Genomic DNA, 17,077 nt, shown 5'->3' on the forward strand with positions numbered 1-17,077 from the left:
GACGCGACCTGAATCGGTGGGCTATACTCAAAAGGTTATTATTTTTCCTAGAGCAGCTTATGAACATAAGAAGTCAGATCAGCGCATTATTAATATTGTTTTTAGTGGTTGGCTCGCTTGCGCAAAGCGGACGAAAACCAACTGGTGCGCCAGCAAACGGCGATGACACGATTAAACTGCGCGCCGAAGAGGTGTTATTAAACATTTCGGTGTTCGATAGTTTTGGCAGGCAGGCGACCGATTTGAAAAGAGAGGATTTTGTAATTGCCGAGGACATGCAGCGTCAGGACATCGCCAGTTTTCAAATCGGCAGAGTGCCGGTAAATGTCGTTATGCTGTTGGACGCTTCGGGGTCGGTGGTTGGCGAAATCGTCTCCCTGCGCGATTCGGCAATTCGGTTTGTATCCGAACTGGATGCCAATGACAAAGTTTCGATCATTGAATTTCACACTACCAATGAACTGTTGCAGGATTGGACATCGAATGGCGAGGACGTGCGCCATGCGATTTCGTGGCGCTACAAGCCCGGAATGGTTCGCACCACTTCCGGCAACACGCAATATGGCAGCACCGCGCTTTACGATTCGATTTTTCTTGCCGCCGATGAACAACTCGCCAAAGTCGAAGGTCGCAAAGCCATCATCATTTTGACGGATGGGGATGATACGTCGAGCAAGATTACTTACAATCAGGCGCTTGCTTCGATCATTAAATCGGGCGCAGTGGTTTATGTGATTAGTAAAGCGCAACAGATGATTAAAGCCATGAACGGCGCGTTATATAGAGGCGCGGCAGTGCAACGGTTTGAACGCGCCGAAAGAATTATGACCGAGCTTTGCCGCAAAACCGGTGGGCAGCTTTTTTCCCCGTTAAAAGATGAGGAAATGAAAGAAATTTATGCGCAGATTGCCCGTGAATTAAAAAATCAGTACATCATTACCTACGTTCCAAAAAATGAAAAACGTGATGGCAATTTACGCTCGATTAAAGTTTTTCTTTCACGCGGCGGTTATACAGCGCGCACCCGCGACAGCTATTACAGTCCAAAAAATTAAAGCTCTTTAACCCATAAAATGCCACATCTGCCCACGCTGCTTTTGCAAATTGCCGTTGTTGTAGGCATTTCAAGATTATTCGGATGGTTGTTTCGCAGGCTTCATCAACCCCAGGTGATTGGCGAAATGGTCGCCGGAATTTCTCTGGGACCTTCTTTGCTTGGTTGGCTTGCGCCGGCTACGTTTAATCGACTATTTCCTTCCGAAAGCTTTGGCTTTTTAAACGCCATCAGCCAGCTTGGCGTCGTGCTGTTTATGTTTCTGGTTGGATTGGAACTCAATTTAACCTTACTGAAACGATTAGGTCGCATCGCCATCACCACCAGTTTGAGCAGCATCCTCGTTCCGTTCGTGTCAGGTTTTTTATTGGCGTTGTACATTCATCCTCACCTGGCATCAGAAAATATTAACGCGATTCACTTTGCGGTTTTCATCGGGGCGGCAATGAGTGTGACGGCATTTCCGGTGCTCGCGAGAATTTTGATTGAACGTAATCTCTTTCATACGCGCATCGGTGCGCTTTCAATAGCCAGTGCTGCTGTCGGGGATGTGATGGCTTGGGGACTCCTGGCGGTTTCTATTTTGCTGGTTCGCGGCAGTGGCATCGCTTCGCATCTTGTGGGGATGTTCATTGAATTGGTGGTTTTTATCAGTGTGATGATTTTTTTGATTCGCCCGTTATTGAAAAAAGTTGAAGCCCATCATCATCAAACGGCGGAGATTCCTACGGGGATTTTAGCGTTGATCATCCTGCTGATTCTCGCTTCGGCATTAGTTACCGAATGGATTGGCATTCATGCCTTATTCGGCGCTTTCCTGGCGGGCGCGATTATGCCCAAGAGTGAAAATTTTTCAAACGCCATCGCGCATAAATTTGAAGACGTGACGTTGGTGCTGCTACTGCCCATCTTTTTTGCTTTCACCGGTCTGAAAACTACTATCGGTTTGCTATCGGGCGCAAATCTCTGGGGATTTTGTTTGCTGATTATTGTCATAGCTATTCTCGGTAAAGTGGGCGGCGCAACCCTTGCGGCGCGCGCATCGGGAATTCCCTGGCGCGAGGCGAGCGCCGTTGGCGTGTTATTGAATACCAGAGGATTGGTTGAATTGGTGTTGCTCAATATCGGGCTGGAAGCGGGCATCCTTACGCCGACGGTTTTTACCATGATGGTGCTGATGGCGCTCGTGACCACGACGATTACCACGCCGCTCCTGCATTTGATTCACCCCGCAACCGAACCGGAACGCGGTATACGGTAACTGTACGCTTATGCGCCGAGATTGATTTTCAGTGTGCTGGCGTAAAACAAATTTTCCTTTCTTTCAAAAACTATTTTATTGCAGGCGCAATAGACCCGTTTGCGATTGTCGTTACTTTGACTCCGTTGAGAAAGTGGTCTTTGATTGCGATGTTGGTTGAAGTGAGGTTAAAGACCGTTTTCTCAACCTCGCTAAATTTTTTGCAAGCTGTTTGATTCAGGCTGAAAAATATGAATAAGGGAATGCAGGGAAGTCGTTGACACCCGTAACAGTTGTACGTTGTTGAAGGGCAGAAAGGGTTCGACCTTTGACAACGCACAACTGCGAGTGAGAATGCGGGTAGTTTCAAATCGTTCGGTTAAACGAGCAAGGTTTAACTAGTCGGCGATTGGGGCTTCAGGGTTCGCCGATTTTTTCCCTGAGGTTTTGCGAGTGCCGGTCGTTTTTTTCGCGGTTGAGAGTTTTTTTGCAGCCGGTTTTTTCTCAGCGCCTTCTTTTACGGCTCGCGGTTTGCGCGGTGTGGTTGCGCGTTTTCGCGGTTTCTTTTCTTCAATCGGTGTGGCAACTAAAACCACTTCGGACTCGACAATCGGTTCCGGTGAAATATCGACGGGGGTCGCTACAACTTCAACTTCGACAGCCTCTTCAACGCTTTCAGACACTGCCTCTGACTCATCTGCGTTTTTCAGTTCCTGTTCAACGAAAAAATTGAGGACTTCATTTTCTGCGAGCAGCCAGTCTTCGCGGTCTCTGCCGATTTGCCGACCTCGAAGCAGCCAGATTTCATAAGCTCTTTGTTGAATAATCTGATTCACTTTTCCGTCGTTCAATAATCTTTGACGAATCTGTTCTATGGTCTCTTTCATGGTAAAAATCTCCTTTTTGTTGGTTGCTTGGACGAAATACGAGAATTAGTTTATCGCATAAACCGATACTCGCGAAATCATCCAATAGATAGAAATAGACTACACTTTAGACAAGCTTGAGCGGTCTGGAGTCTTGGAAATCCGTATTCGTATAAGCAATTACTAACGGATAATTAACTACATATTACTCCCTGCGGAGTCGGCTTTGTTTGATGGTTTCCAGCGTAACACAGGCTTTCGTGCCGCTGTGACTTCATCAAGTCTTCCGACTTTGGTCGTATGAGGAGCGGTCTTGAGGAGTTCCGCGTTTTCAACTGCCTCTTCGTGGATTGACTTCATTGCATCAATAAATAAATCCAGTTCTTTTCGACTTTCCGTTTCAGTTGGTTCAACCATCAATGCCCCGTGAACAATTAATGGGAAAGACATGGTGGGCGGGTAAAATCCATAATCAATCAGGCGTTTGGCAATATCGACATTTTTGACGCCATAAGGCAGTTGATGTTTATCCGAAAAAATCACTTCGTGCATCAATGCGCCAGGGTAAGCGATTTCATAGGTAGCTTTCAAATGATGGGCGATGTAGTTGGCATTGAGCACTGCCGTTTCGGTAGCTTCACGTAAACCACTATCGCCATGCGTCAGGATATAACTGAGGGCGCGAACCAGCACCCCGTAATTGCCGTGATAAGCGCGCACCCGACCGATGGATTTCGGGCAATCATCATTCCAACTGAGGCTTCCATTTTGAGATTGCTGAATGCGCGGGAAGGGAAGATAGGGAGCGAGTTCGCTGGTGACGGCTACGGGTCCAGCGCCGGGTCCGCCACCGCCATGCGGCGTCGAAAAGGTCTTGTGCAAATTCATGTGCATCACATCAATGCCGAAATCTCCCGGTTTGGTTACGCCGACGAGCGCATTCAAATTGGCTCCGTCCATGTAAACAAACCCGCCGCCATCGTGTAGAATTCGACAAATTTCCTGAATGTTTTCTTCAAATTTGCCAAGCGTATTCGGATTGGTGAGCATAAACGCCGCGACATCTTCATTCATGGCGCTGCGCAAGGCTTCAATGTCCGTCAGTCCGTCTTCGGTTGAAGGGACAGTTTCAACCGTATAACCGCAAATGAATGCCGACGCCGGATTGGTTCCATGCGCTGAATCGGGAATTAAAACCTTTTTACGCGGATTGCCTCTATCGGTTAAACAAGCGCGAATCATGGCAATGCCTGTAAACTCACCCTGCGCGCCCGCTGCGGGTTGCAGGGATACCGCAGGCAGCCCGGTGATTTTCGATAACGCCTCTTCGAGATGACGAACGATTTCAAGCGCCCCTTGGGCAAGCGCATCAGGAGTCAGCGGATGGAGACTGGCAATGCCTTCGAGTCGCGCCATTTGTTCATTCAACCGCGGGTTGTATTTCATGGTGCAGGAACCCAGCGGATACATACCGGTATCGACACCATAATTCCAGGTTGAAAGGCGTGTGAAATGGCGAATCACATCGACTTCGGAAAGTTCCGGCATTCCTTCGAGGTCATCGTCGCGCAGAAATTTTTTATCAATCAAATCGCTTTGTGCGGGAACATCCAAAGTCGGTAAAGAATAGCCGATGCGTCCCGCATGAGATTCTTCAAATAGTAAGCCCTCGTTTTGAACCGTATGAGAAGTTGCTTTTTTAATTTTATTGCTCATTGTAAAAACAGTTTTTATTCGGGGTTTTCCAACACCGGTTGTTGAATTTCGGCTTCTGATGCCAATGAATCAACCAATTGATCAATCGCTGGGCGTCTGGTGGTTTCGGTCACGCATACCAACATTGAGTTGGTCATTTCAGGATAATAAGTGTCAAGCGCAAGACCGCCGACGATTTTTCGATCAATCAGATTTTTGAGAATGTCTTTTGCAGGTCGTGGCGTTTGCACCACAAATTCATTAAAGAAAGGCGCGGAAAATTTAATTGAATAACCGGGCAGTTGACCGATAGCCGAAGCCGCATAGTGGGCTTTTTGTAAATTTTGCCGGGCGACTTCCTGAACCCCTTTACGACCGGTGGTTGCCAGATAAATGGTCGCCATCAAAGCGAACAATCCCTGATTGGTGCAAATGTTTGATGTCGCTTTTTCGCGACGAATATGTTGTTCGCGGGTTGAAAGCGTCAAAACATATCCGCGATTGCCTTTATCGTCTTTGGTTTCGCCAACCAGACGTCCGGGCATTTGCCTGATGTATTTATCCAGCGTCGCAAACAATCCACAATATGGTCCGCCATAACTGAGCGGGATACCGAAAGATTGACCTTCGCCGACAACGATATCCGCGCCGCACGCGCCCGGCGATTTCAAAGCGCCCAAACTCTGGGCTTCTGAAAAACAGGCGACCAGTAATGCGCCCGATTGATGGGCAGCATCAGCGAGACTTGCGAGGTCTTCGATACAACCGAAAAAATTCGGTGATTGAATCACCACTGCGGCGGTCTCTTTATCAATTTTGAGGGCGTTTAAATCAACGGTTCCGGCTTCGGTGAACGGTAAAATCTCAACCACGGTGTCGAGGTTTCGCGTGTAGGTTTTAACGACTTCGCGATACTGCGGATGAACGGAGCCGGCGATGATGATTTTGTTGCGACGGGTCACACGTTGCGCCATCAATACGGCTTCAGCAACGCCTGTCGAGGCGTCGTAAAGCGAGGCATTGGCAACCTCCATCCCGGTCAACTGGCAAACCATGGTTTGAAATTCAAAAATATATTGCAGGGTTCCCTGACTGAGTTCCGGTTGATAAGGCGTATAAGCGGTAAAAAATTCGGAACGGGAAATCAATGAATCGATGATCACCGGTATAAAATGCGAATACGCGCCAGCGCCGAGGAAGGATTGAAAATCGGCGGCATTTTGCGAAGCCAGATGGCGAAAATGGGCAATCAAATCCGGTTCGCTCATCGGTTGCCCGATGCCTATCGCGTCATTCAACCTTAAATTTTCGGGAATTCGTTGAAAGAGGTCGTTGATGTCGGTGAGCGCAAGACTTTTCAGCATCGACTCGCGCTCTTCGGGTGAGTTCGGAATATATCTCATTCGATTATTCTGCGCCTTCTGATTTGATGTAATCTTCGTATTCAATTGCGCTCAACAGGCTGTCAACTTGTGATGGGTCATCCATCTTAATGACAATCATCCATCCTGTTCCATAAGGGTCTTCGTTGACTTTTTCGGGGGATTCGTTGAGTGCTTCATTCACCTGAGTTACGGTTCCGGCAATCGGCATATAAATTTCACTGACCGCTTTGACGCTTTCGACCGACCCGAAGGATTCCGACAAATCAAATTTATCGCCGACTCTCGGCAACTCGACATAAACCACATCGCCAAGTTGATTTTGCGCGTGGTCGGTAATGCCGACGGTCGCTGAATCGCCGCTAACGCGAATCCATTCGTGGTCTTTCGTGTAGCTCAAATCTTCTAAAATATTGGACATTTTTTCTCCCCTTAATGTTGTAGTTATTCCAAGTCTTTAGCACAAGTTATTTGATACGTCACCATAAAAACTTAGCATTGGTTATCAAATGAGGTATTGAAACGTGTGCCTGTGGGTTCTGTCAACGCCTGTTGGTAGAAAATCGGGGTGATGATAAATAAAAATAAAACGGCAAGAAATAAAAGGTAATGGCTGCGGTTTAGCCTTCTATTTCCTGCCGTTTTATTCCTGTCAACTCAAACTAACGTTTAAAAGATTGATAGCCGTCTTTGTAGTTTACTGAAAGTCTGCCAAGTCCTTTCGGGGGATTGACCTTCACCTGCAATCGTCGCCATTTGGCTTCGCTTGAGGTATCGGATGGGTAAAAGCCAATCGAATATTGATGGCGTAATTCGAGCGCGATGCGCGTGCAGATTTCCACGAGTTCCGGTTCGTTATAAGCGTTCGGGAAGAAGGCGCGACCGCCGGTCATACGGGTAATCTCTTCCAAAACCGAACGCCCGAAACCAGCCAGTGAATCCGAATAAGGGTCGGTGATGCCTATGGCATAAATCTGCACATCGGCTTCTTTAACGCGATTGCGAAGTTCTTTGTAGGTGTAACGGCTGTTGTTATCCTGCCCATCGGAAATAATCAGAAGGGCTTTTTTCTTATGACGTCCTTGTGCAAGTTTTTCAACTCCAAGATATGATGCATCATAAAGCGCCGTCGAACCTTTGGGTTGCACAAAGGTCAAATGACTGACCAGTTGATCTCCTGAGGTGGTAAAGTCCTGCACCAGTCTGGCGCGGTCATTAAAGCCAATCAGGAAAAAGTCGTCGTCATCATGAGAGGTTTCGATGAAGCGTTTAACGGCGCGCACCGAACGGGCGATTCTTTCCTTCATCGACCCCGAAACATCATAAACGACGCCGATGGATACCGGCGAATCTTCGTCGGTAAACAAAGCGATTTGTTGCTTAACCTTTTCATCAAAAATCTCGAAGTTATCCTGCGATAATCCGGTAACAAATCTGCCATAAGGATCGGTAACGCTGATGGTCATGCTAACCAGATTGGTGCCGATTTTGACCGTTCCATCCTGCTTTTCTCTGACCGGTGTTGGCGATTGTTTTATGACATTGGTTTTATTGTCCGTATTGAACGATTCTCCGGATTTTTGTTGCAGGGAGCTTTCCTGAGACAAACTATTCGCAGATAGGAGTGTAATGGTCAGAAGAAAAACCAGAAGTAAGCGAGCGATTCTTGGTTTCATAACACGTGCCCTCGTTGATTGATCGTTTCAAAAAAAACCTGCGCAAGGCTGAGGTAAGCAGGGCTTTTTGAAAGCTTGTTGGCATGAGCTGCCACTTCAAACACTGGCTTAAATCGTTAGGGGTTGATTTAAGTTTGGAGAATTGGTGCCAGATCGCTGCTCGCCGAATAAGCGTGACCGGCAATTTCATAATAGCATAATTTATTTTTTCGGCAACACCCTGACGCATCAAACCCTGCGAATCTTTCGCCACTTATGGTATAGTCCAAGTTTTCCAATTAAGGACTTTTTGAAGATGCTGATATCAATCATTATTCCGGCTTACAACGAAGAGCAGCGCATCGCCCCGAGCCTGGATTCGATTCTGGAATTCCTGACCCACGCCACCTATCAAGCGGAAGTCGTCGTGGTAAACGATGGCTCAACCGATAACACCCAAGCCTATGTTTTAAGTCGCGTAGAGGACTTTCAAAAACAGGGCGTGGAATTGCGCGTTTTAACCAACAACCCCAATCGCGGCAAAGGCTATAGCGTCAAACGCGGGATTATCGAAGCGCAGGGCGACATCGTCTTGTTTACCGATGCCGATTTGTCATCACCGATGACCGAAGCGCCAAAACTGCTTGACCCGATACTGCACAATCAGGCGGATTTAACCTTCGGTTCGCGGGCTTTGAATCGCCAATTGATTGGCGAAAAACAACCGTTTTACAGGGATTTCGGCGGTCGTGTATTCAACTTTTTACTGCGAACCATCACCGGCTTACCGTTTCACGACACCCAGTGCGGATTTAAAGCCTTTCGTCGCAAAGAGGCGCTGCCGGTTTTTGCCCTGCAATCCATCGAAGGCTTCGGGTTTGACCCGGAGATTTTATTCATTGCGAAAAAACGCGGGTTGAGACTTATGGAAGTCCCGGTGATTTGGAATGATGTGCCGGGCAGCAAAGTTGGCAACTATGCCATTGCTTCGATGAAGATGACTGCCGACCTTTTCCAGATTCGCGGCAACGACCTCAAAGGGCGTTATAACGACGCGCTGGTTGAAGAGAAATTACAAACCGCTTTGAAGTAACGATAAATTGCAAAACATGAAAAAAATGATTCGATTGAATGTAAACATTGACCACATCGCGACCATTCGACAGGCGCGAAAAACCTTTGAACCCTCGGTCGCGGCTGCAGCCGTGCTGGCTGATTTGGCAGGCGCGAGCGGCATCACCATTCACCTGCGCGGCGACCGCCGACATATCCAAGACGATGACGCCGATATTTTGCGTTCGGTGGTTAAAACCCATCTGAATATCGAAATGGCGGTCACCGAAGAGATGGTGCGCATCGCTAAAAAAATAAAACCCGATGCCGTCACCCTGGTTCCCGAAAGCCCGACTGAAATTACCACCGAAGGCGGGCTGGATGTCATCGCCAATGAAGCCCCGATTAAAAAAACGATTGCGGCGTTAAAACGAAGCGGCATTCTAATGAGCATTTTCATCGACCCGGAATCCGAACAGGTCGAGGCGTCCCATCGCGTCGGCGCGCAACAAATTGAAATTTGCACGGCGCGCTACGCCGATTTAACCGACCCGACAAAACATCACCATTCAGATGAAGTGCAAGCAGAGCTTTCGCGTATCGCATCGGTTGCCAAACAGGCAGGTGAATTGGGACTTCAAGTTGCAGCCGGTCACGGACTCACTTATCGCAATGTTCAAGCCGTTGCGGCAATTCACCCGATTGAAGAATTAAATATCGGACATAACATTGTGGCTCGCGCGTCGTTGGTTGGCATGGAGCGCGCGGTTCGGGAAATGCTTGCAGCCATGCAGGGTAAGTTGGTGTAAAAAAGAAAACCGCGCGGTGGTGAAAAACCGCGCGGGGGCAACCTTGAACTAAGGAGAAAACTTACTGCTATTATCGTCGCATTTTTAATAAACGAGCAATGCGCGACACCTTCCAGAAATATTTATAGCGGTTTGCCAAAGAGTTTGCTCAGTCTCTGTTGAGAGAGTGGTCTTTGACCACGTCGTTAGGCAGTCGCGGTCAAAGACCGCTTGTTCAACTCAGTAAACAGTATGGCAAACCGCTATAAGTGTCAGGTGTTAGGAGTAGATTAAATGAACTTCGTGCTTAAATAGCGCCACATCTGAAAGATTTTTTAATCTGTCGGCAAGAAGTGAACTTAAATCACTTGCGCTATAACCTGGCACCTGACACCTAATCCCTCGGCTTATAACTCGTCAGATTACGCGAGCGATCCGCGTGGCGTTCAAATGCCAGTTGAATCAACCGGTCAATCAATTCACGGTAAGGAATGCCGCTGGCTTCCCACATCTTGGGGTACATACTGATTGAAGTAAATCCCGGCATGGTGTTGACTTCGTTGATAATCACCCGATTGGTTCCGCCTTCAACAAAAAAATCGGCGCGCGCCAGTCCCGACCCATCCAAGGCGCGAAAGGCGCGAATCGCATCTTCCTGAATTTTTTTGCTCACCTTTGCAGGAAGTTTTGCGGGAATTTCGGTTCGCGATTTTCCGTCAACGTATTTGTCGTTGTAATCGTAAAATTCGTGTCCCTGCCCGACGATGATTTCACCCGGAAGGCTGGCAATCGGATGGTCATTGCCCAAGACCGATACTTCGATTTCGCGCCCGGTGACGGCTTCTTCGACGATAATGCGCCGGTCATAACGCGCGGCATCTTTTATCGCATCACGAAGTTCCTGTTTATCATCGGCTTTCGATACGCCTACGGATGAGCCGAGGTTGGCGGGTTTAACAAAACAGGGAAAGCCGATTTTGCGGGCGATGGTGTTGAGGATTTTATTGGGATTTTCTTCCCACGCCGAACGCAGAAACCATTCGTATTTACAAACTGTGAGTCCCGCCTGTTGAAACAACTGTTTCATCACCACTTTGTCCATTCCGGTAGCCGAAGCCAGCACTCCGCAACCGACATAAGCGACCGCCGCCATATCAAATAAACCTTGAATGGTTCCGTCTTCGCCATACGTCCCATGCAAAACCGGAAAGATGACATCAAGTTGTTTCAGTTTTTCAACCCGTCCCGAATCAGCCAATTTCATCAACCCTTTTTTTGTCGGGTCGCCGATGATGGCGACCGGTTGTTTTTCATTAGCGGTCATCACCGCTTGCGGAAGTAAAGCTTTGGCATTTGCGGCAACCAGCCATTTGCCTTCTTGAGTGATGCCGATGGGCACGATTTCATATTTCGATTTGTCCATTGCATTGATGACCGATTCGGCTGAACGCAGCGAAACTTCGTGTTCACCGGAACGACCTCCGAAAATAACCCCGACTCGAATTTTTTTTGCCAAAAATATTCCCTCTCTTGATTTTGAATTTGCGCCCTTAGATTCACGACTCACGCAAGGGTTGCTCTATTAAAAAGTTGTTCTTTGAAAAAAATGAATGAACTGTCAACCGGCTAAACTTACCTCTGCGCTGCCTCTTCGGTAAAAACTATTGATTAAAAATATTATGACTCCGCGCGAATCCCATTATTAACCTCGCAGATATTTGCGATTACAAAATCCGTTTTCCCAATGCTGATAACACCAACTCCATCGCAAAGGTCGCAGTTTGATTAGAGGTATCAAACAACGGATTGACCTCGGTGATTTCAACCGAAAGGGCTTTACCGGATTCTGCCAGTTTTTCCATCGCCAGATGCGCTTCACGATAAGTCGCGCCGCCGCGTTCAGGGGTTCCCACCCCCGGCGCATAAAACGGGTCAATAAAATCCATGTCCATCGTAACGTGAAAACCGGCGGTTCCATTCGAGGCAATGTCAATGGCTTCCTTGATAATCGTACCCATTCCGCGCTCATCCAATTCGCTCATGGTGTAAACCCGCAGATTCAATTTTTTAATCAACTCGCGTTCCCCCGGATCGATGCTGCGCGCGCCAATGATGACGGTGTTTTCGGGCAAGACTTTGGGCGCGAATCCCGCGACATGGGTCAGTTCTTTGGCTCCGTGACCCAGCAGCGCGGCAAGCGGCATGCCGTGAATATTGCCGGATGGCGAAGTCGTTGGCGTGTTGACATCGGTATGCGCATCCAGCCAGACGATGCCGATTTTTTCATGCCGTTTACGATGATAAGTCGCAACTCCTGAGGCGCTGCCGATGGCGATGGAGTGGTCGCCTCCAAGAATGACCGGCAGCGCGTCTTCATTGAGTGCCGTTTCAATCATCTGAGCCAACTCTTCGCAGGCTTCGGCAATCTCTTTCAAATAATGAGCGCGGGGATTGACCGCTTGCATGGCTTCCGGCGGGTGAACGTGAACATTGCCTGCGTCGCTCACTTCATAACCTTGAAAAGCTATCGCCTGATTGAGTCCTGCGATGCGAATTGCGGAAGGTCCCATATCAACGCCGCGCCTGCCTGCTCCGAGATCCATCGGGACGCCGATGATTCTAATTTTACGTTTCATAACTACCTTTAAATTTCTTGCGCCTCAATACTGAGACAAAGCTTCGCTGAATACGGAACAAACGGAATTATTTTTATAATCTGCTGATGGTCATGGTGATTTCGTTTCTGCTCTCCGTCTGTTCGGTTATTTCCGTTTGTTCCGTACTCTGTATTTGCCTTGGTAAAAGTTTCAGTTGACTTGTTTGAGTATATTCCCACCACACCCATTCATAATTTCTGTTTTAAAATTTCAACAGCTTCTACCGCTGTGTTGGCAAATATCAAGTGTGAAATATCGGCGTCGGAAATGACAAGGTGCTGTCGCATACTTTCAATGACCTCAACCCAGAAATCGCCCAGTAAAATCAAAGGTTTCATCGGCATCACGCGAGTCGTCAATTTATTCCACACCAGAGAAATTTCGGTTACGGTTCCCATTCCGCCGCGCAAGGCAACGTAACCGGCGGATTCGGTAATCAACTTTTCGAGCCGCATATAAAAATCCTTGCTCGGCTCGATTTTTTTCAAATAAGGATTGGGTTGGGCGGCGAATTGCGTCATGGTGATGCCGACAACGTGCCCGTCCGCTTGATGCGCGCCGATGCTGACGGCTTCCATAATTCCTGCATACCCGCCTGAACAGACCTCGAACCCAGCTTCAATAATCAGCCGTCCGAGTTTCAAAGCTTCCTGATATTCCGCCGCTTCGGGCGTGCAACGCGCCCCACCAAATACTGTGATGCGTGGTTTACTCAATGAACTAAATTCGTTTGGCATAACTTAATGTTTGATATTTTCGTCAGTGTAGATAATAAAATTGGTTTGTTTTGCGATTTGACTTTCGAGACCCTGATTCCGGGTTATTTGAGGTAGTTTTAGAAATCCATCTGTACTGACACCCGTTGGTGTAGAGGAAGTTGACCAAAGCCTTTTATTTCCGTATGCAAAAATGCCTAGTGTCGCGATTGTGATTGCGCCATACAGGATTGCCTGAAATAGAGAAAACCCCCAGAAGTACCCCAAAACAAAAAGTAAAGCGATACAACCGATGACCTGCAATATAGCTTTCGGCAGTTCGCTTTTCAGATGCAAATAATCATCGTTTGCCCACTTGGCTTTATTGATTTGTTCCAGCGCCGTGGCTATGCGTACATCCTGAGGCTGATGTTCTTTTGCAGTTCTCAAAAAATCTTGAGCGGTTTGAAGCATAGCTGTTCGCTCCTCGGCTTTTTTGATATTCATTGCCTGACCGGCTTGGATGATTCCTTTGAATGCCAGGTAAGTTGGGTTTTGCGGTTCCAGCGAAAGCGCTTGATTGATCGGTGTTTCCGCTTCCAGATATTGATTTTGAAAACACCGACTTAATGAAAGCAAAAAATAGCTTTCGGCAATTTGAGGGAATAGCACTTGAAGGCGGGAAACGATTTCCTCGCCCTCTTTATATTTCCCATGAACTATATGGAATCTGGAAAGTTCTATTTGAAAAGCCGGTTGTTGTGGTTCTGCTGCTACGGCTTCCCATAATTCGCTTTCGGCTTCATCGTTTTTATTTAAACTTGCCAAAACGCTGGCTAAATAGAAATGTGCCAATGCAACCTGTGGAGCATTTTGCACACCTTTGCGCGCCAATGGCTCGGCTTCTTCAGCACGTTCGGTTGCATTTAAACACGCGGCAGCAAATGAATTTGCCATTGGATTTTCTTCATCAAGATTTAGAACCTGGGAGAAGCAGTACAAGGCAGATTGGTAATCGTCATTCAAAAAATGCTGAAAACCTTCCTTGAGCCACTTCTCAATTTGTTGTTCAAAATCTAAATTCATATGGTTATTGTCTATGGTTTCAATCTGTAGAGCATTCGCGGGAAGGGAATGGTTTCGCGTATGTGTTCGATGCCGCACATCCAGGCGGTGCAACGTTCAATTCCCATACCGAACCCTGCGTGTGGAAATGACCCGTATTTGCGCAAATCCAGATACCAGTCAAAAGCTTCTTCGGGCAGTCCGTGGGCGTGAATTTGTTTGAGCAGGTAATTCAAGTCCGCCGAACGCTCGCCGCCGCCAATCACTTCGCCATAACCTTCAGGCGCGAGTACATCGACACACAAAGCCAAATCCAGTTGCTCAGGGTCGCGCGCCATATAAAACGCTTTCACTGCCGCCGGATAACGATGCACCATCACCGGACTGTCGAATTGTTTCGAGATATAAGTTTCGTCGGGTGAACCGAGGTCGCCGCCCCATTCAAATAAATTTTCGAGTTCGCCTTTCTCAAATCCTTCATGAAGCATTTTCACCGCATCATCGTAATGCAATCGCGGGAAGGGTTTTTTAATGGCTTCAAGTTTCGATATATCGCGTTCCAACTCTTTTAACTCTTGTTGCCGGTTGGTCAACACACGCTCGACGATGAAGGTCAAAAAATCTTCGGCGAGTTCCATGGTGTCGTCAAGTTTGGCATAAGCGACTTCCGGTTCGACCATCCAGAATTCCGTCAGATGGCGACGAGTCTTGGATTTTTCGGCGCGAAACGTCGGACCGAAACAATAAACTTTGCCAAATGCCGCTGCCGTCGCTTCGTTATAAAGCTGACCCGATTGCGTCAGGTAGGCTTTGTTGTCATCGAAGTAATCAACTTCAAAAAGATTGGTTGTGCCTTCGCAGGCGGCAGGCGTGAAAATCGGCGTGTCCATCAACAGAAAACCGCGCGAATCGAAATAATCACGCACGGCGCGAATGACTTCGGCGCGCACCGAGAGAATGGCGTGCTGGCGTTTGGAACGCAACCACAGATGGCGGTTGTCCATCAGGAATTCAACGCCATGTTCTTTAGGTGTAATCGGGTACTCTTGAGCGATTTGAACGACCTCGAGGTCTTTAATGTCGAGTTCATAGACGCCGGGTTGTTTGGGATGTTCGCGCACTTCGCCGCGCACGATGATGGATGATTCCTGGGTCAGGGAATTGACATCTTCCCAGACCTTTTCACTGACACCGGGTTTGAAGACTACGCCTTGAATGATGCCTGAACCGTCGCGGATTTGCGGAAACATGAGTTTGCCGCTTGAGCGAATGTTATAAAGCCAGCCTTTGATGGTTACTTCCTGTCCGACATGATGTGCAATATCTCGAATATATGTTTGCGTCATTGAAGACTCCCTGAAAAATGAAGTCAGGAGACAGAAGTCAGAAGTCAGAATGCCGAAAACCATGAACCAGGATTTTTTTATTCATTGTTCATCGTTCCTACTTCATACTTAGGTTTCTGCCTGCTGTTTTAAAACCAATATCCTACTACACGGATGAAAACAAAAAAAGTTATGTGAAGTCAGGTTTGCCTGATTAAACTTGAATCAGGAAGTGGATATCCCCCTTTGCCGATGTGGAATTCGAGTTTGCCAAGACAAACTCAACCCCAATCGATTTATGAGATTATCAACACAGGGTTACCCCTTGCTCCTGCCCATAAAAGTACAGCAATTAAAAACGAATTTGCTCACTCGCAAGAAAACGAGCGTTGTGAATGGATTGGATTTGATGAGTTATTTCATCGACTCGAAAAATTCGCGATTATTTGCAGTTTGTTGCAATTTATTCAGCAACAGTTCCATTGCCTCCGTCGGTCGTTTGTCAGCGAGCGCGCGGCGCAGTAGATGGATTTTCGGAAGCGTTGCCGCGTCAAAAAGTTTCTCTTCCTTGCGCGTACCGGATTTAGAAATATCAATCGCCGGAAAGATGCGTTTTTCGGCGAGCCTGCGGTCTAAAACGATTTCAAGATTGCCAGTGCCTTTGAATTCCTGAAAAATCACTTCGTCCATTTGACTGCCGGTATCAATCAAGGCAGTTGCCACAATGGTTAAACTGCCGCCTTCTTCGGCATTGCGCGCCGCCCCGAAAAATTTGCGCGGAAATTCCAAAGCCCGCGAATCGACGCCTCCGCTCATGGTTCTGCCGCGACGACTCGCATCGCGATTCGAGGCGCGCGCCAACCTGGTTAAAGAGTCCAAAAGCATGACGACATCTTGACCGCATTCAACCAACCGCTTCACTCGTTCGAGCATGAGTTTGGCGACTTGCAGGTGGAGGTCATTGTGTTGGTCGGATGATGAAGCGATGACTTCGCCGCGAACCCGGCGTTTGAAATGCGTCACCTCTTCCGGTCGCTCATCAATGAGTAACACCACCAGATGAACTTCGGGGTGATTGTTGGCAACCGATTCGGCGATTTCTTCAATCAGCGTGGTCTTTCCGGTTTTCGGAGGCGCAACGATTAATCCACGTTGTCCTTTGCCAATCGGCGCAACCAAATCAATGACCCGCATTGATAAATTGTTATTGCCTTCTGAAAGTTCCAAGCGCTCTGTCGGGTCAATGCTGGTGAGTTGATTGAAATCCTTGACCCGGGCATATTCATCGACGGTCAATCCATTGATGGTTTCTACTTCAATAAGCGCATCCGATTGTCCGCGAGAGGTTTCCGTCATCTTCACTGCACCGACAAGGTGAACCCCTTCGCGAAGCTTCAATTTCTGAATCAGATTGCGAGCCACAAAAATATCTTTTGGGCGCGGCAGGTAATTGTTAGCGGCTTTTCTGAGGAAGCCGAAGCCTTTTTCGTGAATTTGTAAAATTCCTGACGCTTGCTCGACAGGCTCACTTATTTGAATTTCATTTGCGGTGGTCATCATCGTATGAAAATAAAATCTCATTGAAATAGGAAATTTGCAAAA

Annotated in this window: 16 protein-coding genes; 4 read left to right on the top strand and 12 right to left on the bottom strand. The window is 47.7% G+C overall.

The window, feature by feature from the left end; all coding sequences use genetic code 11:
* The first annotated feature begins 59 nt into the window (after positions 1–59).
* Both AB1757_14345 and AB1757_14350 read left to right on the top strand, forming a co-directional pair.
* Complete coding sequence (locus AB1757_14345; protein MEW6128217.1) at positions 60–1,055, top strand: VWA domain-containing protein; 996 nt, start codon at positions 60–62, stop codon at positions 1,053–1,055.
* Positions 1,056–1,073: 18 nt separating this feature from the next.
* A complete protein-coding gene (locus AB1757_14350) occupies positions 1,074–2,315 on the top strand; it encodes a cation:proton antiporter (GenBank protein ID MEW6128218.1) in 1,242 nt (413 codons plus the stop codon).
* Between the two features lie 377 nt (positions 2,316–2,692).
* Here AB1757_14350 and AB1757_14355 read toward each other — a convergent pair whose 3' ends face one another.
* The 6 genes from AB1757_14355 to AB1757_14380 form a co-directional block, all read right to left on the bottom strand.
* Positions 2,693–3,181, bottom strand: coding sequence for a DUF2934 domain-containing protein (locus AB1757_14355; protein MEW6128219.1), 489 nt, complete (start codon positions 3,179–3,181; stop codon positions 2,693–2,695).
* A 177-nt stretch (positions 3,182–3,358) separates the two neighbouring features.
* Positions 3,359–4,876: an aminomethyl-transferring glycine dehydrogenase subunit GcvPB gene (gcvPB, locus tag AB1757_14360; GenBank protein MEW6128220.1), complete on the bottom strand. Its 1,518-nt coding sequence runs from the start codon at positions 4,874–4,876 to the stop codon at positions 3,359–3,361.
* Positions 4,877–4,890: 14 nt separating this feature from the next.
* Complete coding sequence (gene gcvPA, locus AB1757_14365) at positions 4,891–6,258, bottom strand: aminomethyl-transferring glycine dehydrogenase subunit GcvPA (protein MEW6128221.1); 1,368 nt, start codon at positions 6,256–6,258, stop codon at positions 4,891–4,893.
* Positions 6,259–6,262: 4 nt separating this feature from the next.
* Positions 6,263–6,658, bottom strand: a complete 396-nt coding sequence (gcvH, locus tag AB1757_14370) for a glycine cleavage system protein GcvH (protein ID MEW6128222.1) — start codon at positions 6,656–6,658, stop codon at positions 6,263–6,265.
* Between the two features lie 241 nt (positions 6,659–6,899).
* Positions 6,900–7,844: a VWA domain-containing protein gene (locus AB1757_14375; GenBank protein ID MEW6128223.1), complete on the bottom strand. Its 945-nt coding sequence runs from the start codon at positions 7,842–7,844 to the stop codon at positions 6,900–6,902.
* Position 7,845: 1 nt separating this feature from the next.
* Positions 7,846–8,166 carry a hypothetical protein gene (locus AB1757_14380; GenBank protein ID MEW6128224.1) on the bottom strand — a complete coding sequence of 107 codons (321 nt, stop codon included), beginning with the start codon at positions 8,164–8,166 and terminating at the stop codon, positions 7,846–7,848.
* Positions 8,167–8,208: 42 nt separating this feature from the next.
* On the opposite strand from AB1757_14380, the gene AB1757_14385 reads away from it, so the two are divergent.
* Entirely contained in the window at positions 8,209–8,985 is a 777-nt protein-coding gene (locus tag AB1757_14385) for a dolichyl-phosphate beta-glucosyltransferase (protein ID MEW6128225.1), read from the top strand.
* Between the two features lie 25 nt (positions 8,986–9,010).
* Positions 9,011–9,754 (top strand): pyridoxine 5'-phosphate synthase, encoded by a 744-nt coding sequence (locus AB1757_14390; GenBank protein MEW6128226.1) that lies wholly within the window; start codon positions 9,011–9,013, stop codon positions 9,752–9,754.
* A gap of 373 nt (positions 9,755–10,127) precedes the next feature.
* On the opposite strand, the gene AB1757_14395 is transcribed toward AB1757_14390, so the two are convergent.
* The 6 genes from AB1757_14395 to rho all read right to left on the bottom strand — a co-directional run bounded on the left by AB1757_14395 (position 10,128) and on the right by rho (position 17,035).
* A complete protein-coding gene (locus AB1757_14395; protein ID MEW6128227.1) occupies positions 10,128–11,249 on the bottom strand; it encodes a D-alanine--D-alanine ligase in 1,122 nt (373 codons plus the stop codon).
* A 208-nt stretch (positions 11,250–11,457) separates the two neighbouring features.
* Positions 11,458–12,369 (bottom strand): arginase, encoded by a 912-nt coding sequence (gene rocF / locus AB1757_14400; GenBank protein ID MEW6128228.1) that lies wholly within the window; start codon positions 12,367–12,369, stop codon positions 11,458–11,460.
* Positions 12,370–12,578: 209 nt separating this feature from the next.
* Positions 12,579–13,127: an LOG family protein gene (locus tag AB1757_14405; GenBank protein ID MEW6128229.1), complete on the bottom strand. Its 549-nt coding sequence runs from the start codon at positions 13,125–13,127 to the stop codon at positions 12,579–12,581.
* A gap of 3 nt (positions 13,128–13,130) precedes the next feature.
* Positions 13,131–14,171 (bottom strand): tetratricopeptide repeat protein, encoded by a 1,041-nt coding sequence (locus AB1757_14410; GenBank protein ID MEW6128230.1) that lies wholly within the window; start codon positions 14,169–14,171, stop codon positions 13,131–13,133.
* 11 nt (positions 14,172–14,182) lie between these two features.
* The gene (asnS, locus tag AB1757_14415) at positions 14,183–15,496 is read right to left on the bottom strand and encodes an asparagine--tRNA ligase (GenBank protein ID MEW6128231.1); all 1,314 of its coding nucleotides are present in this window, start codon (positions 15,494–15,496) and stop codon (positions 14,183–14,185) included.
* Positions 15,497–15,889: 393 nt separating this feature from the next.
* Entirely contained in the window at positions 15,890–17,035 is a 1,146-nt protein-coding gene (gene rho / locus AB1757_14420; GenBank protein MEW6128232.1) for a transcription termination factor Rho, read from the bottom strand.
* Positions 17,036–17,077: the final 42 nt, after the last annotated feature.

This window comes from Acidobacteriota bacterium, from assembly GCA_040754075.1.
GTDB lineage: Bacteria > Acidobacteriota > Blastocatellia > UBA7656 > UBA7656 > JBFMDH01.